The organism is Wenzhouxiangella sp. 15190, from assembly GCF_003417465.1.
In the GTDB taxonomy this organism is placed as follows: Bacteria; Pseudomonadota; Gammaproteobacteria; order Xanthomonadales; family Wenzhouxiangellaceae; genus Wenzhouxiangella.
On sequence record NZ_QVMV01000043.1, the window covers coordinates 48,467 to 72,992 of the forward strand.

Annotated in this window: 25 protein-coding genes and 1 tRNA gene; 9 read left to right on the plus strand and 17 right to left on the minus strand. The window is 61.6% G+C overall.

Annotated elements, in window-relative coordinates; all coding sequences use genetic code 11:
• Positions 1 to 2 precede the first annotated feature (2 nt).
• The gene (locus DZK26_RS11245; protein WP_116897341.1) at positions 3 to 1,226 is read right to left on the minus strand and encodes a patatin-like phospholipase family protein; all 1,224 of its coding nucleotides are present in this window, start codon (positions 1,224 to 1,226) and stop codon (positions 3 to 5) included.
• A 21-nt stretch (positions 1,227 to 1,247) separates the two neighbouring features.
• On the opposite strand from DZK26_RS11245, the gene DZK26_RS11250 reads away from it, so the two are divergent.
• Positions 1,248 to 1,697: a peroxiredoxin gene (locus DZK26_RS11250; protein ID WP_116897374.1), complete on the plus strand. Its 450-nt coding sequence runs from the start codon at positions 1,248 to 1,250 to the stop codon at positions 1,695 to 1,697.
• Positions 1,694 to 2,422, plus strand: a complete 729-nt coding sequence (locus tag DZK26_RS11255; protein ID WP_116897340.1) for an FFLEELY motif protein — start codon at positions 1,694 to 1,696, stop codon at positions 2,420 to 2,422. The genes DZK26_RS11250 and DZK26_RS11255 overlap by 4 nt, the downstream gene beginning before the upstream one ends.
• 10 nt (positions 2,423 to 2,432) lie before the next feature.
• Here DZK26_RS11255 and DZK26_RS11260 read toward each other — a convergent pair whose 3' ends face one another.
• Positions 2,433 to 3,374 carry an FHA domain-containing protein gene (locus tag DZK26_RS11260; RefSeq protein WP_116897339.1) on the minus strand — a complete coding sequence of 314 codons (942 nt, stop codon included), beginning with the start codon at positions 3,372 to 3,374 and terminating at the stop codon, positions 2,433 to 2,435.
• A gap of 24 nt (positions 3,375 to 3,398) precedes the next feature.
• Positions 3,399 to 4,355 carry a response regulator gene (locus DZK26_RS11265; protein ID WP_116897338.1) on the minus strand — a complete coding sequence of 319 codons (957 nt, stop codon included), beginning with the start codon at positions 4,353 to 4,355 and terminating at the stop codon, positions 3,399 to 3,401.
• A gap of 165 nt (positions 4,356 to 4,520) precedes the next feature.
• Here DZK26_RS11265 and DZK26_RS11270 point away from each other — a divergent pair, with 165 nt between their 5' ends.
• Genes DZK26_RS11270 through DZK26_RS11285 form a run of 4 tightly spaced genes read left to right on the plus strand, consistent with a single transcriptional unit; the run spans position 4,521 to position 6,829 of the window.
• Positions 4,521 to 5,006, plus strand: a complete 486-nt coding sequence (locus DZK26_RS11270) for a Tfp pilus assembly protein FimT/FimU (RefSeq protein ID WP_117238662.1) — start codon at positions 4,521 to 4,523, stop codon at positions 5,004 to 5,006.
• Between the two features lie 37 nt (positions 5,007 to 5,043).
• Positions 5,044 to 5,436 (plus strand): type II secretion system protein, encoded by a 393-nt coding sequence (locus DZK26_RS11275; protein WP_147316867.1) that lies wholly within the window; start codon positions 5,044 to 5,046, stop codon positions 5,434 to 5,436.
• Entirely contained in the window at positions 5,436 to 5,897 is a 462-nt protein-coding gene (locus DZK26_RS11280) for a PilW family protein (RefSeq protein WP_116897335.1), read from the plus strand. The genes DZK26_RS11275 and DZK26_RS11280 overlap by 1 nt, the downstream gene beginning before the upstream one ends.
• Positions 5,898 to 5,926: 29 nt before the next feature.
• The gene (locus tag DZK26_RS11285; protein ID WP_116897334.1) at positions 5,927 to 6,829 is read left to right on the plus strand and encodes a hypothetical protein; all 903 of its coding nucleotides are present in this window, start codon (positions 5,927 to 5,929) and stop codon (positions 6,827 to 6,829) included.
• A 155-nt stretch (positions 6,830 to 6,984) separates the two neighbouring features.
• Here the strand turns inward: DZK26_RS11285 and DZK26_RS11290 are convergent, their stop codons facing one another.
• From DZK26_RS11290 to pilM, 14 genes are all read right to left on the minus strand, one after another.
• Entirely contained in the window at positions 6,985 to 8,931 is a 1,947-nt protein-coding gene (locus DZK26_RS11290) for a hypothetical protein (RefSeq protein WP_116897333.1), read from the minus strand.
• Positions 8,932 to 8,992: 61 nt separating this feature from the next.
• Positions 8,993 to 9,358 carry a type II secretion system protein gene (locus tag DZK26_RS14665; protein WP_309545068.1) on the minus strand — a complete coding sequence of 122 codons (366 nt, stop codon included), beginning with the start codon at positions 9,356 to 9,358 and terminating at the stop codon, positions 8,993 to 8,995.
• A gap of 276 nt (positions 9,359 to 9,634) precedes the next feature.
• Entirely contained in the window at positions 9,635 to 10,171 is a 537-nt protein-coding gene (locus tag DZK26_RS11300) for a hypothetical protein (protein WP_147306602.1), read from the minus strand.
• Positions 10,168 to 11,244: a GGDEF domain-containing protein gene (locus DZK26_RS11305; RefSeq protein ID WP_181918282.1), complete on the minus strand. Its 1,077-nt coding sequence runs from the start codon at positions 11,242 to 11,244 to the stop codon at positions 10,168 to 10,170. The genes DZK26_RS11300 and DZK26_RS11305 overlap by 4 nt, the downstream gene beginning before the upstream one ends.
• A 53-nt stretch (positions 11,245 to 11,297) precedes the next feature.
• On the minus strand, positions 11,298 to 11,897 hold the full coding sequence (locus tag DZK26_RS11310) for a hypothetical protein (RefSeq protein WP_116897330.1): 600 nt from the start codon (positions 11,895 to 11,897) through the stop codon (positions 11,298 to 11,300).
• Positions 11,881 to 13,104, minus strand: coding sequence for a type II secretion system F family protein (locus DZK26_RS11315; protein WP_116897329.1), 1,224 nt, complete (start codon positions 13,102 to 13,104; stop codon positions 11,881 to 11,883). The genes DZK26_RS11310 and DZK26_RS11315 overlap by 17 nt, the downstream gene beginning before the upstream one ends.
• Complete coding sequence (locus DZK26_RS11320) at positions 13,104 to 14,870, minus strand: GspE/PulE family protein (protein ID WP_116897328.1); 1,767 nt, start codon at positions 14,868 to 14,870, stop codon at positions 13,104 to 13,106. Before DZK26_RS11320 ends, DZK26_RS11315 begins: the two co-directional genes overlap by 1 nt.
• On the minus strand, positions 14,867 to 15,982 hold the full coding sequence (locus DZK26_RS11325) for a tetratricopeptide repeat protein (protein ID WP_116897327.1): 1,116 nt from the start codon (positions 15,980 to 15,982) through the stop codon (positions 14,867 to 14,869). The genes DZK26_RS11320 and DZK26_RS11325 overlap by 4 nt, the downstream gene beginning before the upstream one ends.
• A complete protein-coding gene (locus tag DZK26_RS11330; RefSeq protein WP_116897326.1) occupies positions 15,979 to 16,893 on the minus strand; it encodes an ExeA family protein in 915 nt (304 codons plus the stop codon). The genes DZK26_RS11325 and DZK26_RS11330 overlap by 4 nt, the downstream gene beginning before the upstream one ends.
• A gap of 6 nt (positions 16,894 to 16,899) precedes the next feature.
• Positions 16,900 to 18,660: a pilus (MSHA type) biogenesis protein MshL gene (gene mshL / locus DZK26_RS11335; RefSeq protein WP_116897372.1), complete on the minus strand. Its 1,761-nt coding sequence runs from the start codon at positions 18,658 to 18,660 to the stop codon at positions 16,900 to 16,902.
• 8 nt (positions 18,661 to 18,668) lie between these two features.
• Positions 18,669 to 19,019: a general secretion pathway protein GspB gene (locus DZK26_RS11340; protein WP_181918281.1), complete on the minus strand. Its 351-nt coding sequence runs from the start codon at positions 19,017 to 19,019 to the stop codon at positions 18,669 to 18,671.
• A 2-nt stretch (positions 19,020 to 19,021) separates the two neighbouring features.
• Positions 19,022 to 19,675, minus strand: a complete 654-nt coding sequence (locus DZK26_RS11345; RefSeq protein WP_116897324.1) for a type II secretion system protein M — start codon at positions 19,673 to 19,675, stop codon at positions 19,022 to 19,024.
• Complete coding sequence (locus DZK26_RS11350) at positions 19,672 to 20,277, minus strand: PilN domain-containing protein (protein WP_116897323.1); 606 nt, start codon at positions 20,275 to 20,277, stop codon at positions 19,672 to 19,674. The genes DZK26_RS11345 and DZK26_RS11350 overlap by 4 nt, the downstream gene beginning before the upstream one ends.
• Complete coding sequence (pilM, locus tag DZK26_RS11355; RefSeq protein WP_147306601.1) at positions 20,274 to 21,197, minus strand: type IV pilus biogenesis protein PilM; 924 nt, start codon at positions 21,195 to 21,197, stop codon at positions 20,274 to 20,276. Before pilM ends, DZK26_RS11350 begins: the two co-directional genes overlap by 4 nt.
• Before the next feature lie 556 nt (positions 21,198 to 21,753).
• Here pilM and DZK26_RS11360 point away from each other — a divergent pair.
• The 3 genes from DZK26_RS11360 (at position 21,754) to DZK26_RS11370 (ending at position 24,200) form a co-directional block, all read left to right on the plus strand.
• Positions 21,754 to 22,608 (plus strand): class I SAM-dependent methyltransferase, encoded by an 855-nt coding sequence (locus DZK26_RS11360; protein WP_116897321.1) that lies wholly within the window; start codon positions 21,754 to 21,756, stop codon positions 22,606 to 22,608.
• Positions 22,609 to 23,454 carry a cyclopropane-fatty-acyl-phospholipid synthase family protein gene (locus DZK26_RS11365; protein ID WP_116897320.1) on the plus strand — a complete coding sequence of 282 codons (846 nt, stop codon included), beginning with the start codon at positions 22,609 to 22,611 and terminating at the stop codon, positions 23,452 to 23,454.
• A gap of 655 nt (positions 23,455 to 24,109) precedes the next feature.
• A tRNA-Ser gene (locus DZK26_RS11370) sits at positions 24,110 to 24,200 on the plus strand.
• The last annotated feature ends 326 nt before the right edge of the window (positions 24,201 to 24,526 follow it).

The window sequence follows — 24,526 nt, forward strand, 5'->3', positions numbered from 1 at the left end:
CCTCACTTGAGGAGGCGTTCGAGGCTGTCGAGGGTGCGATCGAGCGAGTTGCCGACCGGGGCGTAGTGCGGCTTTTCCCGCGCCAGGCTGTCGGTGAAGCTGCGTTCGGCCGCCAGCAGCTCGCGGTTGACCATCAGGCCGAAAGGTTCCAGGAAGGATTCGAGCTCGTCGGCACGCGCCAGCAATTCCGCGCGGGTGATCTGGTAGGCGTGGTTGACCAGGTCGTTGCGCGAGGAGTAGCTGAACACGTTGGTATAGAACATCTTCTCGTCGTTGCGGTTGGGCTCGACCAGCATGATGGCCGATTCCGGATAGCTGGTCTCGTACTTGCGCATGCCGATCTGCATGCGCGACTGGATCAGCGACCGGAAAGTCTGGGAAAGCACCACGGGCAGGCCGCCCTTGATCATGCGCTCGCGGGCGCGGGCCGTGCTGGTTGCGTCGCCCTCGGTGTCATAGGGCACCAGCGGATTGATGGCGAACAGCAGATCGGCGCCTTCTTCCAGGGCGGCGGAGGCGTGCAGGGTCCGGCGCAGCGCGCCGTCGACATAATAGTTGCCGCCGATCTCCACCGGCGGATAGAGACCGGGCAGGGCGGCCGAGGCCTGTACGGCCAGCGAAATCGGCACGTCGTCGTATCCGGGTTCGCCGAAGCGCACCGCCTGGCCCGATTCCAGCTCGACGGCCACGACCCGCAGCCGCGCCGTGAGTTGGCGGAAATCGTTGGTCCGACCCGGCTTGTCCAGTACGCGTGCGAGAAAGCGGTGGATGCTGTGGTTGTCGAAAATCCCGTTGGGGATCAACTGGCTCAGCCCTTCGAGGCTTTCCAGGCTGGTCAGCCGCTGGGGGTGCCGGATGGCTTCGGTGAGCATCTCGAAGACGACCGATGGAATGCTCGTCGCCCGGTTGAGATATTCGCGCAGGGCCGGTCTCAAAAACTGTTCCGGCCGGAAGGAAAACTCGGCGTCGGGTGTGCTCATGAAAACGCGTGCCATCTGGCTGATGGTGATGCGGTTGGCCAGATTGGCCGACATCACCGCACCGGAGCTGACCCCCACGTAGATATCGAGGTCGTGCATGTGCACGCCGTAGATGGCCTCGTCGATGGCCTGGAGGGCACCCAGTTCATAGATGGCGCCGAGCGGGCCGCCGCCGGCGATGGCCAGGGCGATGGTCGGGTGGCGGCTGGTTTCGCGAGGCGTGCGTGCGGGGGTCAACTTGAGCATGCAGATATTATAATGCAGGTCATGACAATCCGAACCGGCGACGCCGCCCCCGATTTTTCCCTGCGTGATCAGGATGATGGCCTGTTCACGCTCGCCGAGCACCTGGGAAAGCGCCTGTTGCTGGTGTTTTATCCGGGTGACGACACGCCGGTCTGCACGCGCCAGCTCTGCGATTACCGCGACGGGATCGAACAGTTTGCCGATCTGGATGTGGAAGTCGTGGGCATCAGTGGCGACGATGCTGCCTCCCACAGGCGGTTCCGGGACAAGCACGAACTGCCGTTTACCCTGCTGAGCGATCCCGACCTGGCGGTTGCCGAGGCGTATGGCTGCAAGAGCCTGCTGGGCATGAAACGCGGCGTTTTCCTGGTCGACGAGCATGGTGTCGTGCGCTACGCGCATGTCGAGTCGGTGGCAATGTTCCGGCGCAGCCGTGACGAACTGATCGAGGTCATCCGGCACCTGGAATGAGTCACGTGGACGCTGCCCGGCACCTGGAAAAGCAGGTCGAGCGCAATCTGGCGATCGCCGGGCGGATTCCGGACAAGGGCGCCTTGCGCGACTCGCTGGATCGCTTGCAGCGCTGGCAGCGCGCCCGGCTCAACGAGACCTATGCCGATCTTTCGGCACAGCCGCGTTTTCGCCCGGCCTGCGATTTTTTCCTGGACAAACTCTACGGCGGTCGCGACGTGCACGCGCGTGATCGCCAGCTCAAACGGGTGCTGCCGATAATGCGCCGCACACTGCCTGAACACCTGCTTTTTGCCACCGGCGAGGCGATGCGGTTGCAAGCGGTGAGCCTTGAATTCGATTTCGATCTGGCGGAGATTCTTGTCGACGTCACTGATATTCGGCAACCGGACTATGCCCGGGCCTATCGACAGCACGCGCAATGGACCGCCCGCCGCGAGCAGATCGAGTTGATTCAGAGCCTGGGTGAATTGCTGGACCGGACGGTGCGCCGAACCATGGTGCAACGGTTGGTGCGCATCATGCGTCGACCGGCCGAGGTGGGTGGTGTCGGCCTGCTGCAGGACTTTCTCGAACGCGGTCTCCACGCCTTCGCCAGGCTGAACGGCGCCGACGAGTTTCTGGCCACGATTCGCGAGCGCGAGACGCAGGCGCTCGATGCGATGGCAGCGGGAGAAGACTGGCCCTTCGAGCCCTGGATCGGCTCGGGCCCGAGCCATTATTGATCAGTGCCCTTCAGGAATAGTCGCCAAGCGGTCGGGGCCGGGCGACATCGGCAACCCTTAGCGCAGTGATTCCGGTTTCCCGGCACACCAGCGCTTCTTCCGGCGTATCGCAACGGATGGCCAGCCTGATACCGAGCTCATCCAGGCTGCTTCCGAGTTGTTGCAGCGTCGCCAAGTCCAGTTCGGATGCATCGACCCGACACGCCAGCCTGAGGCGGCGAAACCGTCCGGCAAGCTCGCCGAGTTCATGCAGGAGCACGCCGGCGTCTTCCACCTCCAGGGCGTCGATGGGCAGAACAATCAGGGGATGGTCCAGGCCCGCCTCATCGGCGACCACCATTGCCACTTCCCGAAGGATGCCGTGATAGCGGGCTTCTTCACCGATCTGTCGGGCCATCCGAACCAGTCGCTCGTGGCCGGCATTCAGTGCCGGGTGCGTACTTCGGCCACCCACCAGCAGCGCTTCTTGCGGGTTGTCTTCGAGTGTCGCCGCCACGGCCGTCGGTTCGAGCAGCGCATCGTTGAGTAGTTCATAGAGTTGCGGCGCCTGTACCGGAAACCCGTCGGGGTCTTCGGTAAAGCCGGCAATGGTCTGCCCGGCCAGGGTCTGGGGTGCACCGCCGCGCCGGCTGGACTCCCGACCCAGCTGTTCAAGACTCTGTACCTGGAAGGCGTAGTCGGCGATATGTAGGCGGTCGCCCGGCCGGAGCTCTGCCGGATCCGACAGCCGTTCGTCGTTGACGAATGTGCCGTTGGTACTGCCCAGGTCTTCCACGATGACCTTTTCTTCGTCGAGTGCCAGGCGGAGATGCCGGCGGGAAATGCGGTGAAGATTCAATCGGGTTTCGCACTCGCGACTTCGGCCGATGATGCAGGGAAATCGTGTGACGCGGATCGGGCCGGTCTCCTCCCGTGTGTCGTCGATCGGCTCGAATACAAGTAAATCGGTCATGGTTGCCGCTCGCTCTTTGTGTTGTCACCCATCCGTCGGCCCGTGCTGCACAGCACCTTCCCCGGAAACTCGCCAGTACACCAGTCGCAAGGCTTCGTCAAACAGGATCTCCGGATCGTCTTCTTTGTCGAGGTTTGGAAACTGCACGGCAAAACGCACGTCGATCGGCACTTCCATGCTGGAAAAGTGCATGCGCGTGCCGACCAAACGCTCCCGCAGGCGACGGGTCAGGATGCGCGCATCCTGACGTCCGGTGGCCATCAGGATGACGCTGAACAAGTCGTCGGCGGTGCGATGAACGCTGTCCTCGTCACGCAGCTCTTCGACCAGGATGCGATCGATGTTGCGCATGACGGCGTCGGCCCAGTGGCGACCGAAGCGATGGTCGAGTTGCCGATAGCCCTGAAACTGCACGTGCAGGAGGGACAACTCGAGTTGCCGGCGCTGGTGGAAACTGATGGTTTGCGCCAGTCGGTGGCAATAGCCCGCCGGCTCTTCCGGTTGCTGGAAGGGACCGGGAGTCGAAGGCCGGGTTTCGGGTTCGGACGGCAGACCGTGCAGGTTGGGGCGCGACTGCCATTTCGAGCGATTCTTCGGCGTCAGAGCATGACGCAGATCGTCAGGGGTGAACGGCTTGGCGATAAAATCGCTGGCACCGTCCTCGAGGGCCTGTTTGCGTGCCCTGCTTTCGTCGTCTCCGGTGACAACCAGCACGGGCAGTTGGCGAATGCGCTGATCGGAAGACCGACGGATGCGGCGAAGCAGTTCATGGCCGTCCATGACCGGCATCATCAGGTCGGTGAAGACCAGGTCGATCTGATCATCCCGGTTCAGCATGCGCCAGGCTTCGCGGCCGTCGCCGGCAAGCGCGATGTCGCAGTGGCCGTAGAGGAACTTGCTGCCGGCATAGCGCATCAGCCGGGAGTCGTCGACAAACAGAACCCGCCGAAGTTTGTTGGGTTGGTCGATTGCCTGCAGCATGGATGTCCGCCTGCCCGATCTGGCGGGGTGAACCCCCGTTCCCTCAATGGATTCATTCTGCGTCAGGCTGGGTTCGACTGCAAGCGTAAACGGTGTACCGCGGGCCCTGTGACGGATGACAGAGGACCATCTGGCGCGTATATTGCATTAACAAATGGATCTAAGGTGAAATCCAGCGACGACATGACCCTGAGCCGCCTCCAGGCCCCAACTAACGGAATGCCCGCGCGCAGTGCTGGCTTCACGATGATCGAGTTGATCGTCGTGCTGATCATCCTGGGCGCCCTGGCGTTCGTGGCCATACCGCGTCTCGACCTGCCTTCGCTGAAGGTCATGCCGGCGGCCGAGCAGATCGCGTCGGAAATTCGCTATGCGCAGAATCTGGCATTGACGCGAGCGGAGCCCTATACCTTCGAGCTTGCTGGTAACACCATCTCGATCAGTGGTCCCGATGCTACGTTGTCAACCGGCGATGCTTCGAAAACGTTCGATGGCGTATCAATTAGTGGATCGAATATCACGTTCACGTCGCGCTTTGGAGCACCAGTGCCGCCTGTTGCCAACCCGACCGTTACCGTTGCGGCCGCTTCAGGAAATGCTGTTGATATTGTGGTCGAAGGAGAGACAGGCTATGTCTACATTGTGGAGTAGACGATCTCACATTCAGGCGCAGGCTGGCCTGACCCTGTTGGAAATGATCCTGTTCATCGTCGTACTTGGCGTGGCCGGCGTGGCGCTGCTGGCAACATTGTCAGCCCCCCTGACCGGGGCCGGTGAGCAGACTCGTGCGTTGACCGCAGCCCAGGTTGTGCAGGCGCGCATGGAACTGGTGCTCGGCCAGAAGCGAAAGGCAGGCTATCCGGAGGATGTCTCCGATTGCAAGGCAGAGCTCGATCCATGTCCGGGAGCCGGTCTGAGCGCTTGCGCTCTGCCCGCAGGCTGGAACGAGCCCACAGTGTCCTGTGAGGCCTGGAATGGGAACCCGACCGACGAGCATGTGGTGGTCGTTGTCAGTGCCACGAGCGCTGAAGGTACAAGTTCGAGCGCGCGCACCTTGATTACCAATCTCGGGGGCAGCTAATGGGTGCACGTGGCTTCAGCCTGATTGAGTTGATCCTGACCATCACCCTTATCGGAATTCTGGCAATGGTGAGCTTGCCGATGCTGGTCAGCGGGTTCGGGGCTTTTAGTCAGCAGCGGGAGACTGCCGCTATCGAACGGGAGGCCATGCTTGCGCTCGAGCGAGTCGCACGCGAAATCCGGATGAGCCGAAATTTTGCCATCAGCCCCGATCAGAGTTCAATCAGCTTTGACAGGTTGGACGACGGCGGAAATCTGGTCAACGTTACCATCGAACGCCGTGGCGGCGAGTTGGTAATTGATCGTGAGGACAGTATCGGGGTACTTGCAGCCATTGATGGTGAGCCGCAGTTCATATCGGAACCTTACGAGAACGCCTGCTATATCACCGCGGAGTTCTCCACGCCGGATATCAACGAACCCTGGCGTGTAGTGACCTATACGAGGAATAATTCATGTTGACGGCTGCCCCTCGAAAACAGAACGGATTCATGGCCATCATTCTGGTTGTGTTTCTGGTCGCCTTTGTCGCTATTGCGGCCGCAATCGTTTCAATGAGTACTTCCGGGGCGCGTGGCGCGGGAGACCACGTGAATGCATCCCGCGCCCTGTTCATGGCCGAAAGCGGTATTGAGTGGGCGGCGCTTGAATTATTCGACAGCGCTGATCCTGAGAGTGCCTGTAGCGACCTTCAAAACAATGCGGCCCTGCCGGAGTCGGTCAATGGTGAGGGCAGCTTTGATATCACCGACTCAGAATATGACACTGCGGATGGCGGTTGCCGATTGACCGCTGTCGGCATCGTCAATGAAACCCGGCGAGTGTTGAAGGGGAAGATTCCAGAAAGCGTGCTCGAGGGCGATACCGGGGGTGGTGATGATCTTTTTGAGGATACCGAGTTCAATTGTAATTCGAATAATGTTGAGTGTCAGGATGGTGAGCTGATCTTTAACCGACCGGGCGGAAAAGGACAAGGTCAGCCTCCGACTCAAGCGAATGGCGCTGATTTGATTTCTGATAATTTTGTGGTTGGTGATGAGGTCTATTTTACCGCCAACATAGATTGGGATGCGAGTCCGACAAACAATATGTTTGGACTGGAAATGAACATCGATACCGGTGCTAATATAGATTGCGATGTTCCGCTTCCTGGATTGAATAGCACTTGCAGCGCGCCGGCGGAAAATGAGCTGTATGAGAATTTTGACATTGTCCTGGCTTTAGGAGACTACTTCGCAAGCAACAATGTCGGACAAGTAAAGATTCGCCTGGACTGGGCGACAAACCCATCCAATCAGGTTGTTCTTGCTGATGGTTGCATCGGCCGAGCTGGATACTGCTCCGGCAGTGGAGATGATCCCGTTGATGATGGTACTTGGGACGAAAATCCTTAATTGAATATCAGGAGTGTTCGGTATTGCATAAAGATTGCCAGTGGACTGATCGACCCAGCCATTCTGCACAGGTCACCGACGTGTCGACGACGGCATCTGAATAAGGGGCTTAACCAACGTTGAGTCCGAATTTGACGTCTCGTTAGAGTTGCCTATTAGCGCAAGGTGCAGTCGAGACCGCTTTCGTGCGCAATATGCCTGGCCTGGTCCTTGAGAACGAGCCACCTATTGATCCTGCGCGTTGGGTTGAGCGGCGCTTCCATCCAGAGTACTTGAAGCCTTCTGCAGGCTTTTTGAGCCAGGCCATCTACCAGCTGCAGTCGTGTCCATAATTCGATCGTAAATGGGTCGAATCGCTGTTTCTGGGCGTTCAATAACTGCTGCTTTCTCTCTGCGCGATCTCCATCGTGAGAGGCGAGGCGCTCGCGAGCACGGTGTATCCAGTAGCGCGTTTCAGCGTGGCCCGAAAAAGTAGCGTTTTCTTCCAGGGCGAACAACATCTCTTTGATGTCTTCGATCTCCACCGCGCCGCAATTCTGCCCAACACGCGTTCGGGTCAATATGTAAAGCGCATGGGCGAGGTTTCTATCGTAATTAGCTGTTCGTAGTTCAAAGCGCAGTTCATTTGGAATTTCTGATTCTGAGTCTGGGTGGTACGCGCACGTCAAGTAGAGCTTGGTGGTCTTCAAGCGCTCCGAGGCGACGCCGTTCTCTATGGCCTGGTCCAGTAGCAAGATGGTTGGTCCGACTGCATTTACAGCCAGAAGTTGTCCGCCGAAATGACCCACGGCTCGAGAGCTCATTGGATTGGCCAGATGCTGTTCCTGGGCTTCGCGCAAGGGCTGGCCCCACATACTCGTGACAACCCAGAGTGTCGTGGCCAATAGCCCAATGTACGCCGTCATCGCCCCAGAGGTAAATAAGGGGCGGGAACGGGTGAAATGCACTGCAGCCCAAGCGAGAGCGAGGCACGGCCCGATAAGCGGCACGTAGTTTCTGTGTTCGAAATACAGGTCGAGGCTCGCAACAGATGATTCTACTGAGTGCCCCACGATGAACCACAGCACTGCAAAGCTGAAAACCGGTACTTTTCTTCGGCATATCAGTGCAAGTCCGAGCAAAGTCAGCCAGGCTGCTGTGGCGAGAAGGGACAATGGCTCGAACAGTGATCGCGACGGCTCATACGTGTCGTGAAAAGGCCCCAGATCCAGGGTGTCGATCGGAATGAAGGCGTGAAACAGGTATTCCCAAAGGATCCTGCTCTGGGTAATAAGTCGTTCCCACCCGCCGAAGCCTCGCATGGCGACAAGATCGTCACTATAGGGAACCATCGAAAGCAGCTTGACTGCTATCACCAAGGTTGGTACCCACAGAAACACGGCGCACCATCGGTGCCAGGTTTTCCGGGCAATCGATTGTGGGGCTGCAAGCAAGGTCCATTCGAGCACCAGCACCAGTGTCGGAAGCAACGCGCCGTTTTCCTTGGAAAGAGCCGCGAGAGTCGTGAATATTCCAAGGCTTATCGCCATCGGCGCTAGAAAAAGGCCGGGACGGGCCGTGATTCTTGAGCGCAGCAGAATATGGCAGACCAACCCGAGCAGAACGAAGGTTGCCGAGAGGCTGGTCATTCGCTGAATGATCAGCAGGGAAGTCGAAGCCAGGATTGGCAGCAGGACCCAGAGGCTCGCGGTGAGCGCCGCTCCGTAGGCCGCCGTGTGTTTGGATGCGTTGCCTGCGATCAGAATCCTGAAAGCAAACCAGGCGACCAGCAGGCCGTTGATCAGGTGAAGGAGGACGTTCGTGCGGAGAAACGTACTGGTTTTGTTTGGCCACGCGTGCTTTTCAGGAAGAAAAGTCGCGAGCGAGAGCGGTCTGCCGAGTGGGCCGGCGTTGCCTCCTGTTATGAACCGCAGGGCGCTCTCGGCACCGTCGACATTTTGCAGTCGTGAGAGGTTCGGGGTGTCGTCAAAATGCAGGGCAGCGTTGAGCCCCGGCTGGTAGCAGAGCCAGGTTCCAATGAGGGCTAATGCGAGGAGGCAGCAGGATAGAAACTGGTTGTGGTAAGAATCTGATGTGCGCCTGGAAAAGGATCCGATAGGCACGAGTTCATTCTTCCCAGTAAATGAAAAAGCCCCCGCTAGCTATGAGCGGGGGCTGAGGACGTCATGGGCAATCAGAAACGAGAGAATCGTCCAGGGTGACGGTAGTTGATTCTCCATTGGAGAGAACAACTTCGAAATCACATGCACTGGAATTTCCAGTATCGATGGACCAACCGTCCTGGATAACACCTGCTTGAATATCAGAGTTGGAACCAGCCGTTCCGGGTGTTCCGTCTGCAATCAGTATGGCTGCCGTGCTCGCCAGTGCGCCACGAATGCCGTCGAATGTAGCTGTTTCGGCTTGATCCGTCAGGTCGACGTAACGCGGAATGGCCACGGCGGCAAGAATGCCAAGGATGACGATGACAATGACCAGTTCGATCAGGGTGAAACCGCCCTGGCTTTTGCGAATATTCATGTTCTGCATTTGCTTTGAACTCCTTTTTTGAGTCTGTTTTCAGCCTGGGCCGCGGCCCGGTGCTGGTTTGCTGGTGGCGGTGGTGTGACCGGCCGCAGCCGGGTCGACGCCGCCGGGGGTCGAATACAACCGTGATGGATTATATGCATCTGGCGTGCCAGATGCGTGCAATCGGGTGAAATTTTCCGAAATGAGGGTGTAGAGCGCTTCTTGGCGCAGTTTTTGTTCCGCGGGAAGGTAAGCCGGTGACGAGGATTGTCAGGAATTGACTCCGTTTCATGCCAGTCAGAGAGCCAGCGTCCGAAGTAGCAGCAGCCCGCTGGTTACGGCGACGACGGCGGCAACCAGAAACAGCAGCAGGGCCTTGAGTCTGGGCGGCATGCTGCGGCCGGTGTCGAAGTCACTGAAGCTGTGCCAGCGGTTGGTCAGGGTTTCCAGGGGTTTGAGCAGGCTGGGCCGGGTCAACACCACCAACCCGACGGCCAGGTTGAACGCCTGGCCGACGAGCAACAGCCAGGCGATTGCATCCCAGGCACCCCCGCCGGTCGGAGATGCCGCCAGTTCTAGCTTCAGCAACTGCCAGATGCAGGCCAGTGCGGTCAGAACGACAAGCAGGCCGAAAAGGCGGTGATGACGATAGATCCAGCGCTCGATGCGCCACTGGCGGTCGAGCTCGTGGAGGGCCTGATCCAGCCCGCCTCGGCCGGGCTCGCCGGAATGGCCGGCGGTGACCAGCAGGACGAGTGAGCCGGCCAGCAGGGCCAATGCGAGCACCAACACCACGACCAACGTGGTCAACATGAGAATGCTGGACGGGGTCATGCGCTAGATACCCGGTTTCGGCCATGGTCCTTGGCGCGGTAGAGTGCTTCATCGGCGCGCGCAATCGTACGATTGATCGACTCTCCCGCCTGGTGTTCGGCCACGCCGATCGAGGCCGTGCACTCGACCGATCCGGTCGTGGTTTCAAAAGGCGCTTCGGCGATCGCCCGGCGCAGGCGCTCGGCTGCCCGTCGCGCTCCGGCCAGGTCGGTGTCGGGAAGCACGGCGAGAAACTCTTCTCCGCCGAAACGGCCGAAATCGGCGACGGTCTCGTCGACCCGCATGACGGCATCGGCGTCGCGAAGCACGCCGGATGCGCGCCGGGCCAGTTCGGTCAGCACTTCGTCGCCGGCCTGGTGGCCGTAGCGGTCGTTGATGCGCTTGAAATGATCCAGGTCGAGAACGGCAACGCTGAAGATAACGCCCGATTTGCGCGCCCGGTCCGCAGCGGCCTCGAGCCGGGCGATCAGTCGCCTTCGGTTGGGCAAGCCGGTAAGCTCGTCATGCTCGGCCAGGTGCTGCAACCGGGCCGAAACTTCCCGCAGTTCCCGGTTGCGGCGGCTGAGCATTCGTCGCATGCGGGCGATGTAGGCACCGAACCAGGCCAGCCAGACCATCATCATGGCAAAACCCACCAGTTCGAGCACGACCACCTCGGTGGATGCCTGGATTTGCTCGCTAAACAGGTCGCGAACGGTGATTGCGGTGTAACCGGCAACGGCCACGAGCGCGACCAGCATGAACTCGCGCTGGCGCAGCTGAAAGGCGCCGAAGAAGGTGGAGATGATGAACAGCATCAGCAGGATGGTGCGGGCCTCCCCGGCCCGGCTGATGATCCACAAACCGACGAGCACGGACAGCAGGATGTGGGGCAGGGTCATGCTGGGGTCGCGAAAGCGATTCGACCAGCCGCTGCGCAGTGCCATGTGGAAAAAGAGCAGGGCGCCCAGCACGGTCAGCACCAGCATGCCCATTTCCAGGGCACCCATCTCCAGCAGACCCATTACCCAGGCGGTCACCGTCAGGCCGGCGGACAGCGCCCAGGCAAGCGTGGCCATGCGCAGGCGGCTCATCCGGACTGAATTCTTCGCACTCCGGTTTGTATCGCTGGTTTGCGGGTGGTCGGTCATTCCGGATCGCTGGCAACGGCGGTCTTCGAAGGCTCGATATTCTGCCATGCCCGGTCGTGCAGGGACCGAAGCCCGACGCTGTGCGCCGAATCGACGTCGGGTTCGTAGACGCCGTTCCCGTTCTCGTCCGTGAATCCGAGCGTCACGCGCCAGGTCAGGTGGACGGCCTGATTGCCCGGCTCGTCGAGATACTGCGGGTAGCGCACCCGGTAGCCGAGCCGGCCGCTGTCACGCTCGAAATACCAGCTTCCACGAGGCACTGAAGAGCGATCGGCCGACTCGATCTCGCCGATGTAGTTGCTCGGCGTTTCATCCAGCAGGGCCATCGGATTTTCGCCTTCCAGGCTGGATAGCGCGGAGATGCCTTCCTTGACGACGCGTTCCGCGGTGATCATGCCCAGGGCGGAGCGCAGCGTGCCGACCGTGGTGGCGACGTGCGCCGATTCGGCCTGGCCGCGCAGCGGCATCAGGCGGTCGAAGGCGACCAGGAACAGCAGGATCACCAGGATGATGACGACGACGAGCTCCAGCAGGGAAAACCCCCGCTGCAAGTTGGCCGGACGGCGTCTGACTGTCGTCTCAGCCCAGCGCGGCACGTCCGACGTCCCACATGGGCAGGAAGACGCCCAGCGCCAGGATCAGGACCAGGACGGCGAGGAAAATCAGCAGGATGGGCTCGATGGCGGCGCTGAGATTGTCGAGGTCGTAGTCGACTTCGCGCTCGTAGTACTCGGCGGTCTCGGTGAGCATGGAGTCGACGTCGCCGGTTTCCTCGCCGATACCGAGCATCTGTAGCACCAGCGGCGAGAACAGGCCGGTGGCGGCCGCGGTTCGTGACAGCGATTCCCCGCGCTCGATGCCGGTGCGCATGTCGTTGACGGCCTGGCCGATGTATTCGTTCTCGACGGCGCGCGCGGTCAGGGTCAGGCCCTGTATCAGGGGTACGCCCGAGCGGTAGGTCATGGAGAACGTTCTGGCGAAGCGCGCCATGATGCCCTGGAAGAGGATATTGCCGACAACCGGGAACCGGAGCTTGAGGCGATCCCAGCGATAGCGGCCGGTCTCGCTGCGAATCCAGGCACGAAAGGCCAGCAGTCCGGCAACGATTCCCAGCAGGATCACCCACCACCATTCGGCCGTGAAGTTCGACGCGCCGATGATCATGCGTGTTGCTAGTGGCAATTCAGCATCGAAATTGGCGAAGAAATCGGCAAAGGTTGGGATGACGAAGGTCATCAGAATGGCGACCGCGATGAACATGGCCGTGATCACCATGGCCGGATAGCGCAGGGCCTGCTTGAGGCGTGCCTTGAAATCGCGTTCGAGTTCCAGGTAGTCGGTCAGTTGCGAGAAGGCCTGCTCGAGGTTGCCCGAGTTCTCGCCCACGCGCACGATGCTGACGAACATGGGCGGAAAGACGCTCGGGTTCTGTGCCAGCCCGCTTGCGAGGTCACGCCCGGATTCCAGTGCTTCCACGACGTCTTCGATGGCTTGCCGAAGCCGTTGATTTCGGGTCGATTCGGAGACGTTGCGCAAGCCGTGGATGATGGGAACGCCGGCCTTGGTCAGCGTGAACATCTGGCGGGTGAAAAGGATCAGGTCGTTGATGCCCGGTGCATCCATGCCCAGGCGCTGACGCAGACTTTTACCTTCGATCCCGGCGTCGGGTGCCGACTCGATCTCGATCGGCGTGATGTCGAGCCGCATGAGCTGCTGGGCTACGGCATCGGTGGATTCGGCTTCCACGCGCCCGTCGACGAGCTGGCCGCGTGCGTTGCGCCCTCGCCACTGAAAGGCACTCATCAGGATGCCTCGTCAGTCAGTGTGATCGGATCCATCTGGCTGTCGAGCAGTTCATCCAGCCCGCCGGCCAGACGAATCACCTCTTCGAGCGAAGTGATGCCTTCGCGGGCATAGTCCAGCGCACAATCGATGAGGGGCCGGTATCCCGTGCGGGTTCGGGCCAGGCGGGCGAACGCTGCGGTGTCCATCCGTCGCAGGGCATCGGTGAGCTCCTCGTCCATCTCCAGCAGTTCGTAGACGCCGATGCGGCCGCGATAGCCGGTATTGGAGCAATAGGCGCAGCCGTGTCCGGCGCGAAAACGGATATCTTCGGCCTTTTCCTCGCCCAGGTGGGAACGCACCCAGGCCAGTTGCCCGCTGTCGGGTTCGGCGTCTTCGCCGCAGGTGTCGCACACGCGGCGAACCAGGCGCTGGGCGAGAACGCCGTCGAGCGCGGCAGCGACCATGAAACCCTGGGCACCCATGTCGACCAGACGCATGACGGTCGCCGGAGCCGAGTTGGTGTGAAGCGTTGACAGGACGAGGTGGCCGGTCATCGCGGCCCGCAGCCCGATTTCGGCTGTCTCCCGGTCGCGCATTTCGCCGACCATGATGATGTCGGGATCCTGGCGCAGCGCCGTGCGCAACACACGCGCGAAGTCCAGCTCGATCTTGGGATTGACCTGGACCTGGTTGATACGCGGCAGGCGGTATTCGACCGGATCCTCGACCGTGATGATCTTGCGCCTGGACTGATTGATCTGGTTGAGTGCGGCGTAGAGCGTGGTGGTTTTGCCTGAGCCCGTCGGGCCGGTGACCAGCATCATCCCGGAGGGCCGGTTGATCAGGCGACGAATGCGCGCTTCCATCTTTTCGGGAATGCCGAGCTTGTCGAGCTCGAGCAGGCCGGCCGACTGGTCGAGCAGACGCATGACCATCGACTCGCCGTACTGGATCGGCATGGTCGACAGGCGCACATCGATGTTGTGGTCCTTGACCCGCAGCGAAAAGCGGCCGTCCTGCGGCAGGCGCTTTTCGCTGATGTTGAGCGAGGCCATGAGCTTCAGGCGCGTGACCAGGGCGGAGGCGACGCGGCGTCCCTCGATGATCTGTTCCTGCAGTTCGCCGTCGACGCGCTGGCGGACGCGCAGTACCGACTCGTCGGGCTCGATATGAATGTCGGAAGCGCCGATCTGGACGGCGTCTTCGAACATCGAGCGCAGAAGCTTGATGACCGGCGCATCGACCTGGCCTTCGTCGTCCTCGAGTTGGGAGATGTCGTAGTCGCTCCCGGACAACTCCTCGCCCAGCTCCTCGGCCAGTGACGAGATTTCCTCGGTTCGGCGGTAGACGATATCGATCGTGCGAACCAGGTCCGATTCGCGCACCAGCACGATGTTGATCGGCTTCTTGAGAATGTTTCTGAGCGCGTCGAAGCCGAAGATATCGGTCGGGTCGGCCATGCCCACCGTGAGTTCGTCCTTGTCCTCGGCGAGCACGATGGCCCGGTAGCGGCGGGCGTGCGTCTCGGGCAGGAGCCGCACCGTCTGCGGTTTGAAGTTGTAGTGCTTGAGGTCGATGACCGGGACATCGAGTTGCTGGCCGAGAAAGTCGAGCAGGTCGTCTTCGGCCACGTGGCCGAGCTGGACCAGGACACGGCCGAGCTTGTGGCCGGAACGCTTCTGTTCAGCCAACGCCTCTTCGAGCTGGCGTTCGGAGATGATCTTGTGCTTGACGAGCAGGTCGCCGAGGCGGATCTTCTGTCGCGGCTTGCGAACGTCGCTCATTGTGGCTCTCCGGTCATGGACTCCAGGGCGTTCAGTCTCTGGCGCGCAAAACGGGCGGCGCGCGCGTCGTCGCCTTCCAGGGCGCGACTGTAGGCCTCGAGGGCTTCTTCCTGCCGTTCCAGCGATTCGAGCGAGGTGCCGAGGCCGATCCACGCCGCACCCCGTCGGGGCAGGATGCCGGTCAGCTTGCGGTAGTGCTCTGCCGCTGCCTCGTGATTGCCGGCCTGGCGATGGACCGCGGCAAGCAGCAAGTGGTAGTCGGGAGCGTCGGCCAGAGCCGGCGCGTGCTCCTGCAGGACGGTGCCCGCCCGGGCCAGTTCGCCGCGCTCCATGAGCAAGCGCCCGAGAAGGGCGGCCAGCGGCGAGGGATTCTGCGCTTCGCGCAGCCCGGTTTCGAGCACTCGAATGGCGGAATCGTGCTGGCGCTGCCGGATCAACGCATTCGCCAGCAGTTCATGGGCTTCGGTGAGGGCGGGTTGTTCATCGATCAGTTGTCGCAGTCGCGACTCGGCGCGCTGGAACTGGCCGCGGGCGAGAAAACGCTTGGCCGCGGCCAGTGAATCCGGGGTATCGGGGCTTTCGTTCGAGCGGCGGATCGAGATGGCGGGCTCTTCGCGCTGCGAGTCCTGTCGGGCCGGTTCGGGTTCCGGCCGGCTCGGACTTGCCGGGGCTGGATCGGGGGCACGTTCAGTTTGCGGGCGAGGCTCGCGCTCCGCTGACTGGCGTTCGCTCGAGTGCTCGAGCGGTTCGGATGCCGCCAGTGCCGTTTCGACAGCCGGGGCAGCCGATGCAACCGGCTCGCTTTTTGCAGGCGCCTCTGTCGGTTCGTTCGGCAGACCATGGTCAACCGCAGCGGCCGGTTCCGGTTTGTCAGGCGGTTCGGCCTGCGCGATGAGCGGACCGGTTTCTTCTGATACGTTGGAAGGACTGCCGGGATTCAGGCTCAGGTGCAGGACGATGCCGACGGCCAGCGCGGCGATAAGCCAGAGCGGCCATCGCCAGGTGCGCTTCGCCGAACCGGACCGGCGGTTTTCGACAGAGCGGGGCGTCTGCGTCGCTTCGGGGGCGTCGCGGCGTTCGAGATCCTTGAGGACGTCGTTGATCAGGCTCATCCGCCGCCTCGCAGCATTTCCAGCACCAGAAAAGCACCCACGGCGATCAGGCTGAACGCCGCGACTCTCGCGGCCGGCTGCAACCGGGGCCACCACAGTTGCCCGGCGGTATCTTCCGTGTCGCCGATGGCGCGTCGGACATCATGAATGCCGACCCGGTTACGGCCGCGGCCCCAGGCCGACAGCAGGGCCTTGTCGGCCAGAACGTTGACCAGCCGGGGGACACCGCCGCTGGCGCGTGCAATGCGTGAAATCGCCCGGCTGGAAAACAGCTCGCCGCTGCCGCCGGCGCGCTCGAGTCGATGATCGATATAGTCGGCCACACCCCGGGAATCCAGCGGCTCCAGCCGGCAGGAGTAGGTAATGCGCTGCCGTAGCTGCCGGAACTGCGGCATGGCCAGGCGGCGGTCGAGTTCGGGCTGGCCGAACAACACCACCTGCAACAGCTTGCGCTGCTCGGTCTCGAGATTGGTCAGCAGGCGCACGGTTTCCAGGGTGCTCGCCGGCAGCGCCTGGGCTTCGTCGATCAGCAGTACGGGTCGCAGGCCGCGCGCGGCCATGGCGGCCAGTTCCGTTTGCAGGCGCTCATGGACGATCTGCTGGGTCGGCCGGTTGGGCAGTTCGATGCCCAGATCGCGGGCCAGGGCCGAACGCAGGGTGCCCGGTGAGAGATGCGGGTCGGGCAGCCAGGCCGTGACGAACGGCTCCCCGAGTTCATCCAGCAATGTCCGGCAAAGCAGGGTCTTGCCCAGTCCGACCTCGCCGACGACCTTGATGAATCCCTCGCCCTGGTCCAGCGCCACGCGCAGGGTCGTCAGCGCTTCGGCCTGTGACGGTTCGGGATAGCGGAACGCCAGGTGCGGCGTCAGCCGGAACGGTCGCTGATTGAGTCCGAAGTGCTCGCAGTACATGGGAGGTTATTGGGGCCACCGGTCGCTGCCCATATCGCCCATCCGATCCAGGGCACCCTCGGATTCCCGGGACCAGACACGCGGCGAGTCGATCACGACCGGACGCAGCAGGATGACCAGTTCGGTCTTGGTCGTTTCTTCCTGGCGGCTGCCGAAGGCCCGGCCCAGCAGCGGAACGCGGCTCAACCCCGGCGTACCGAAACGCTTCTGTTCGGACGATTCGCGCATGAGACCGCCGATGACCACCACCTGGCCGTTGCGGGCACGGATGATGCTGTCGGACTGGCGCACGCTGGAGAAGGCCAACGGCAGGGATTCTTCCTCGCCGCCGACGGTGAACGACTTGGTCTGATCCCGCACTTCGCTGACGGTCGGATGGACGTGAAGGATGATGTCGCCTTCGCGGCTGATCTGCGGCGTGACGTCGAGGGCAATGCCGGAGAAGAACGGTGTGAGTTCGACGGTGTTGGACGTAGTCGTACTTGCCGCGCCGGTTGCGCTGCGACCGGTAATGCCCGTGACGAAGAATTCGTCCGTGCCGACCTTGATGACCGCCTTTTGGTTGTTGATCGTTGAAACCCGTGGGCTCGAAAGGACCCGTGTGACGCCCTGGGTTTCAAGCAGTTCGATAAAGGCATTGAAGTCGCCGGTGTCGGCCGTCAGTGCCGTGGCACCACCGAAAGCGCTGGAATCGAAACCGTCGAATCCCTGACCCGGCCTTACGTTGATCGGATTGTCGGCAATGGCGGAAACGCCGTCCTCGAAGATGTTCTGGCCGGCAACCTGGCCGAAACCAAACTCCCTGCCGCTGACCTGACTGAGCAGGGACCAGTTGATACCGGACCGATAACCGTCTCTCAGTTCCACTTCCACGATCTTGGCTTCGAGAATGACCTGTCGCTGCACGCTGCCCTGAATGGCCTCGAGGAGTTCGGCAATGGCGCGGTGTTCCTGCGGCATGGCGCGAACCGAAATGACGCCCGAGAGCGGGTTGATCATGACCCGGCGATCCTCGCTGTCTTCGAGCATGCCCTCGACCGCCACCTGGAGACCGCTCCAGAAATTCGCTTCCGAGTCGGTGTTGATGGTGGTTCCCGCGCTGCGATCGCTCTCGCTTCGACCGCCCTGGACGGTTTCGGTGACCAGACGGCCTTCGTCATCCCAGGTCGTGCGGTAATCGGGGCTGGAACCCCCCTGGCTGTTTCGACTGCCGCCGCGGTCACCGCCTTCCAGGGCATCGGGATTCTCGGTCGCCTGGCCGGAGCTGACACGCGTCCTGGACGTCCCGCGACGGTTGACATCCAGATAGTTGACTTCGTAGACGCGGTTGACCAGTTCGGCGGGCCGGACGATGTAACCGGTTTCGTTGCGCCGGTACTCCAGGCCGTATATCTCGCGCACGATCTGCATGACTTCCTCGATGGTGACATCACGCAACTCGAGCGAGATGGTCTGGTCGACATCGGGGTGAACCACCATGTTCAGGTCGGTATCGGCGACCAGGCTCATCAGGAACTGACGCGCCGGCGCGTTGCTGACCGTGACGTCGAAGCGCTCTTCCGGCGGCGGCTCGAAGGCCGGCTCCGCGTCCGGGATCAGCAGGTCCCGGGTTTCCTCCACGTCCGGTGCCTCCCGGGTGGCGGCCGCTTCGAGTTCAGTGCGGATGTTGCGGTCGATGTCCGCGGCCCGGTCGCTGGTGGTGGCGCAGGCGGTCAGGCCCGCGGTAAATACCGCGAGGGCGATCAAGCGTAGAGATGGGTGGTCCATGGGCAGCATCAGTATCGGGATCCGTCGTTATTGTTGGTCAGGTGCGATTCGATCGTCAGTTCGATTCTCTCACCATTGCGTTCGAGCACCACGCGTCCGGGTTCGATGGCCTTGACCTCGGCATTGTCCACGCTCTCGCCCAAGCGCAGGCGCTGGCCGTCGATGACGGCAATGCGGCGGTCGGGGGCTAGCAGGATGGATTGAAGCCGAAACGGCGAGCGCTGGCCGGACGCCGGGCCGTTTCCGAACCAGGCCTCGATCTCGGCCTGCGTCGGCGGACGAGTCGGGTCGCGAAGCTCACCCTGCGCGAGCGCCAGGGCCGGCAGCATCATCAGAAGGGCAATCCAGGTCAGTCGCATATCTACACTCCCAGCCAACTGTCGTCGAGGGTGACGCTGTAGAGAATCAATTCGATCCGGTTTGTCGGCCATTGATCGACGGTCAGATCCAGCGACTCCCAGAATACGCCACGCGGCAATTCGGATGTCTGGTCGAGGTAATTCCGGATGCCGTTGAAGTCGCTTTCGATGACCACGCGTACCCGATGCACGAACAGACCGGGCACCGGATTGCCGGAAGCGCTTTCGAGTCGTCCCGGCGGGATGTTTTCAAGCTCGACTATGTCCACGCCCGCGCGTCGAGCCAGCAGCCCGGCCAGGACCGAGACCGACTCTTCCGGCGAGGCGATTCCGCCATGCCGTTCGGCCAGACGGGCTTCGAGTTCGTCGATCTCGGACTGCAGGGCATCGCGCTCGGCGATCATCTGGCGATTCGGGTCCCGGCCACGCTCGGCGGCCAGTTGCTGCAGGTTTCGGGTCAGTTCGTCCACGCGTTCGCGAACGCTTTGCAGTTCGGTTCGCACTGCCTCCTGCCGCTGGTTCAGGGGCTGCATGGCGGTGAAGTCCCAGATGAGAAAGATCACCGCGAACGCGGCCAGCAGCACCAGCGCCCGCTCGCGCAGGCTCAGCGCGTTGACGCGTTCGGCGAGCTGTTTCAGGCGCGCACGGAATGTCATGGCGTTTCCTCCGCCGCGGTCGAGATGGTGAACTGGACACCCGGCTGTCCGTCCGGCCGTTCTTTCAGCCGGATCTGGCGAAAGCCCAGGCCTGAAAATTGCTCCACGGTGGACAGTTCGCTCAGCCAGGCCGGTACCAGCCTGGCCTCGAGGGCGTTGCCGTGCAGTGTGAGCGTTTGTCCCTGGGCGGCCATCAGCAGGCCGGTGAGCCAGAGACCGTCGGGAATTTCGGCCGAAAGCGCGTCGAGCCGTGCGAGCAGGTTGATTTCAGCCGCCGGCATGCGACGCTCCAGGGCTGTCAGGCTTTCCTGCAATCCATCACGCCGCGCCTGCAGGCGTTCGATCTGAGCCTGCAGGACGGCGTCGGGCTGTTCCGGGGGCATGCTCGACTGCAGCTCGGCTACTTGTCGGACAGCACGCTGCTCGGCCTGCTGTTGCCGCTCCAGCTCGGTTTCCAGCCCGGCCACGCGCTGGCCGACCAGAAGCGACCAGAGCGCCAACAGTACAACCAGGCCCAGGGAAAGCCAGGCGATGGTCTGGGCCGAGAAGACGATTTTCTCCTTGCGGAAAATCGGCTGATAGAGGTTGATCTGCTGGCTCACAGACTGACCTCCTCGTGACGAAGCGCCCCGCCCAATGCGATCAGGAGCTCGGCCAGGTATTCGTTCGGCAGCTCGACTTCGCTGGTGACGACGTCCTCGGCCCGGTAGCCGGTTACGTCGAAGTTCAGCCTTTCGGACAGCGACTCGACCAGGGCCTCGTGCGAGGCGAAGCCGGGCAGAATGCTCAACGCCGCGAGCGGCGGCTGGCCATAGTGGCTGTCGTAGTAATCGAGCGAGCGTTGTACCTCGAGCGCGATCTGGTCGAAGGAGGCCTCGGGCCGATCGAACAACTGCGAGGTTCCTGTCTCCAACCGGCGGCTGAGATACAGGTCGCCCTGTCGGGTAATCGTGAGAATGCCGTGGTTTTCGTCAAGGTAGAGCATGGCCACGCCGCGAACATCCGCTTCCAGTTGGGCCGCCAGGTTGCGAAGCGCCATTTCGGTAATGTCGATGACGCTCAGGTTGAGATCGGACCGCTCGATCAGATCGATGTATTCGCGCAGTTCCCGCGAGCGGGCCGCGACAGCGTACATCATGGCCTGGCCCTGCGGGCGATTGCTCTGACCGGGAATTTCGAACACGTCGATGACGGCGTCGTCGATGTGGAAGTCGATCAGGTTGCGCACCTTCCAGCGTACAGCCGCCCGAAGTTCCGACGGTTCGACGCGCGGGGCATCCACCAGCAGCAGTTCGTACTGGCCGTCGGCCAGTACGAGGTTCACGGGGGAGTGCCGTCCGGGCGAAACCTCCCGCAGCGTTTTCTCCAGGTCGCCGCCGCCGGTCAACGTTTCGCAGCGGGCGGCCATCAGGCGCGGTTTGCGTCCTCGCTGATGGTCGACCGAAACGGTCGTCAGGACGCGCGGCGTCAAGTGCAACCCGGTCACCGCGTGACTTCGGGTGCGCTTCCGAAACGGATTCAAGTTTTGTTCCCCTTTGGTGCAGGCTCCGGATCCCCGAGTGATGCGCGTCCCGACCCGGGCACGTGAATAGTTGCTGGCATCGCGGTTATCCGTGCCAAAGCCGGTAATGCAAAAGGCTTGGCAAGCGATTGATCAGATTGTGAAATGTATCGCAACGACCCTGGTGGGTCAATTGATTTTCTCGACATGGTCCTGCCTGTCGGCGGCTCTGGAACTGCGCTCCTTTCTACAAGAGATGTGCCCCCGGTGCAAAAGGGAAGATGATTTGCACTTTGTGACCCGATAAATGTGATGGATGTCTCGCTTGTGGAAGGTTTTTTAGCCCTTCGAAGGGTTCGGTGATGACCCTTGACAGAACCTGTGGTCGTTAAACGGCGGTGGCCGCCTGCAACCCCGAAGGTAACTTGTTAGTATCGCCGCCGTTCCGCCGGCTTCGGCGTTCGATCGCGTCATTTCATTTGCCTTGATCAGGTGACTGCCGACATTTTCGGCAGGACGCTGCTCCGAGGGCTGGCGGTGGATCTGCACAGCAAGCAATCAGGAGAAGGCCAGAATCATGTCGCATCAGGCATTTTCACGTGAAAAGCAGGATTTCGGCCGCGACCCGACGGAGGTACGCGACACAGATCACTACCAGAAAGAGTACGTGCACCGCTTCGTCGACAAGTGGGACGAACTCATCGACTGGGATGCGCGTTACCAAAGCGAGGGTGACTTTTTCGTTCGCCTGCTCAAGGAGCGTGGCGCCAAGCGAATTCTCGACGTCGCTACGGGCACCGGGTTTCACTCGGTTCGTTTGATCGAGGAAGGTTTCGAGGTCTGCAGCGTCGACGGGTCGGCCGAGATGCTGGCCAAGGCCTTTGAGAACGGGCGCAGGCGGGATCACATCCTGCGCACCATCCAGGCCGACTGGCGCTGGCTCAACCGTGATGTGCATGCGACCTACGACGCGGTGATCTGCCTCGGCAATTCGTTTACCCATCTGTTTTCCGAACACGATCGCCGCAAGGCGCTGGCCGAGTTCTACGCCACGCTCAAGCACGACGGCTGTCTGATTCTGGATCAGCGCAATTACGATGCCATGCTCGATCACGGCTTTTCATCGACGCATAAGTACTATTACTGCGGCCACCAGGTCAGTGCCGAGCCCGAGTCCGTCGACGAGGGGCTGGCGCGCTTCCGGTATACCTTTCCGGACGAGTCCGTCTTTCACCTGAACATGTTTCCGTTGCGCCGCGATTACACGCGCAGGCTGATGCGGGAAGTGGGATTCCAGGAAGTCACGACCTATGCCGACTTCGAGGAAGACTCCGGCGCAACAGGTGAAGACCCGGACTTCTTCGTCCATGTCGCCGAAAAGCGCTATCGCAGCCCGGAAGAAGCTGACGAAGAAACGAACAAGGAGGAATGAATGAATAGCCAGGCTTACTCCCGGGTCGTGCAGACGGCCCGCGATTACTACAACAGCGAGGATGCCGATAATTTCTATTTCCACGTCTGGGGCGGCGAGGACATCCACATCGGTCTCTATCGCGCCGATGACGAGCCGATTGCCGACGCCAGTCGCCGAACCGTCCAGCGCATGGCCGAGGTGCTCGGATCGCTCGATTCCAGCCACCGCGTACTCGACCTTGGGGCTGGCTACGGCGGTTCGATGCGCTATCTTGCAAGGCAGTTCGGCTGCCAGTGCGTGGCGCTGAATCTCAGCGAGGTCGAGAATGCCCGCGATCGGGAGAAGAACCGGGAGCAGGGCCTTGAAGACCGGATCGAGGTGGTCGACGGCGACTTCACCAACCTTGACTATGACGACGCCAGTTTCGATGTCGTCTGGTCCCAGGACGCGTTGCTGCATTCCGGCGACCGGGCCCGGGTGTGTGCCGAAGCCGCCCGGGTACTCAAGCCCGGTGGACGCCTGATCTTTACCGACCCGATGCAGTCCGACGATGCCGATCCGGCCCGCCTGCAGCCCATCTACGACCGAATTCATCTCGATTCCCTGGGCTCTCCGGGCTTCTACCGGGAGACGCTCACGGATCTCGGTCTCGAGGAGCGCGTCTGGGAGGATCACGGTGACCAGTTGCCGCGTCACTATGCCCGCGTCAAGCGGGAACTCGAAGCCAGCGAGGACGAACTCCGCGACCGCGGCGTCAGTGACGACTACATCGAAAAGATGAAGACCGGCCTGCAGCACTGGGTGGACGGCGGTAACCGGGGCGACCTGGAGTGGGGCATTTTTGTGTTTCGCAAGCCCGAGTGATTATTTCACCAAGAAGGAGAATGGGTCGGTAGCTCCCAGCTTGGATGCCTTCGCCAGGACGCAGAAATTTTCAAATTCGAAGCACCAAGTACCAAACAAATTCGAATGATCGAAATTCGAATTTTCAAAACAGCTGGGGCTTGGCGGGGGTGCGCTGCATCGGTGTCCGGGCTTGGTTTGTTTCGCCCGGATTAGGTACAATGGTCGTTTGTGCCGCATCCACGATCAAGTGGTGAAGCGCGACTTTGGAGAGGTGCCAGAGCGGTCGAATGGGCTCCTCTGAAAAGCGAGTGTGTGGTTTTCCCGTACCGAGGGCTCGAACCGAGCCGAAGGCGAGCTCGATGCGGAGTCCGCGTAGCGGACGGAGCAACCCGGAGCGAAGCGGAGGGCAAGCGCCGAAAGGCGCGCAGTCAATCCCTCCCTCTCGCGGCCCGCAGGGCCGCCCGCCGTTAGGCGGCTGAGTTGAGTGAAATTAGAGTTTTACGGAGAGGTGCCAGAGCGGTCGAATGGGCTCCTGCTAAGGAATGCGCCGGGCACTTTTTTCAGCCCACCTTCGGTGGCCTGAAAGTCGCTCCCGGCCCATGATGAGGTGATCAGACTCGCCCTTGAGCCGCTTTGAGGAGTGGAGTCAGTAGTTACAATTTGAGCAGTTTTAGGAGAGGTGCCAGAGCGGTCGAATGGGCTCGCCTGGAAAGCGAGTGTACGGTTTTCCCGTACCGAGGGTTCGAATCCCTCCCTCTCCGCCATTAACGAAAAACCCGCCCATGTGGCGGGTTTTTTGTTAATCGGGGAGCGGGGACTACGGATGAGAACCCCGGTTCGAACCGAGCGCCGCTAGGCGCGAGCTCACGAGCCGGCCAAAGGCCGGCGAGCCCGAAGGGCAAGCCCGCCGCAGGCGGGCGCAGTAATCCCTCCCTCTCCGCCATCATTAGAAAACCCCGCCTTGAGCGGGGTTTTCCGTCTTTGCCTTAGCACACTCTTGCCCCAGCGTTTACAATTCGTCACCAGAACGGAGAGGTGGCAGAGCGGTTGAATGCACCGGTCTTGAAAACCGGCAAGGGCTTGCGCCCTT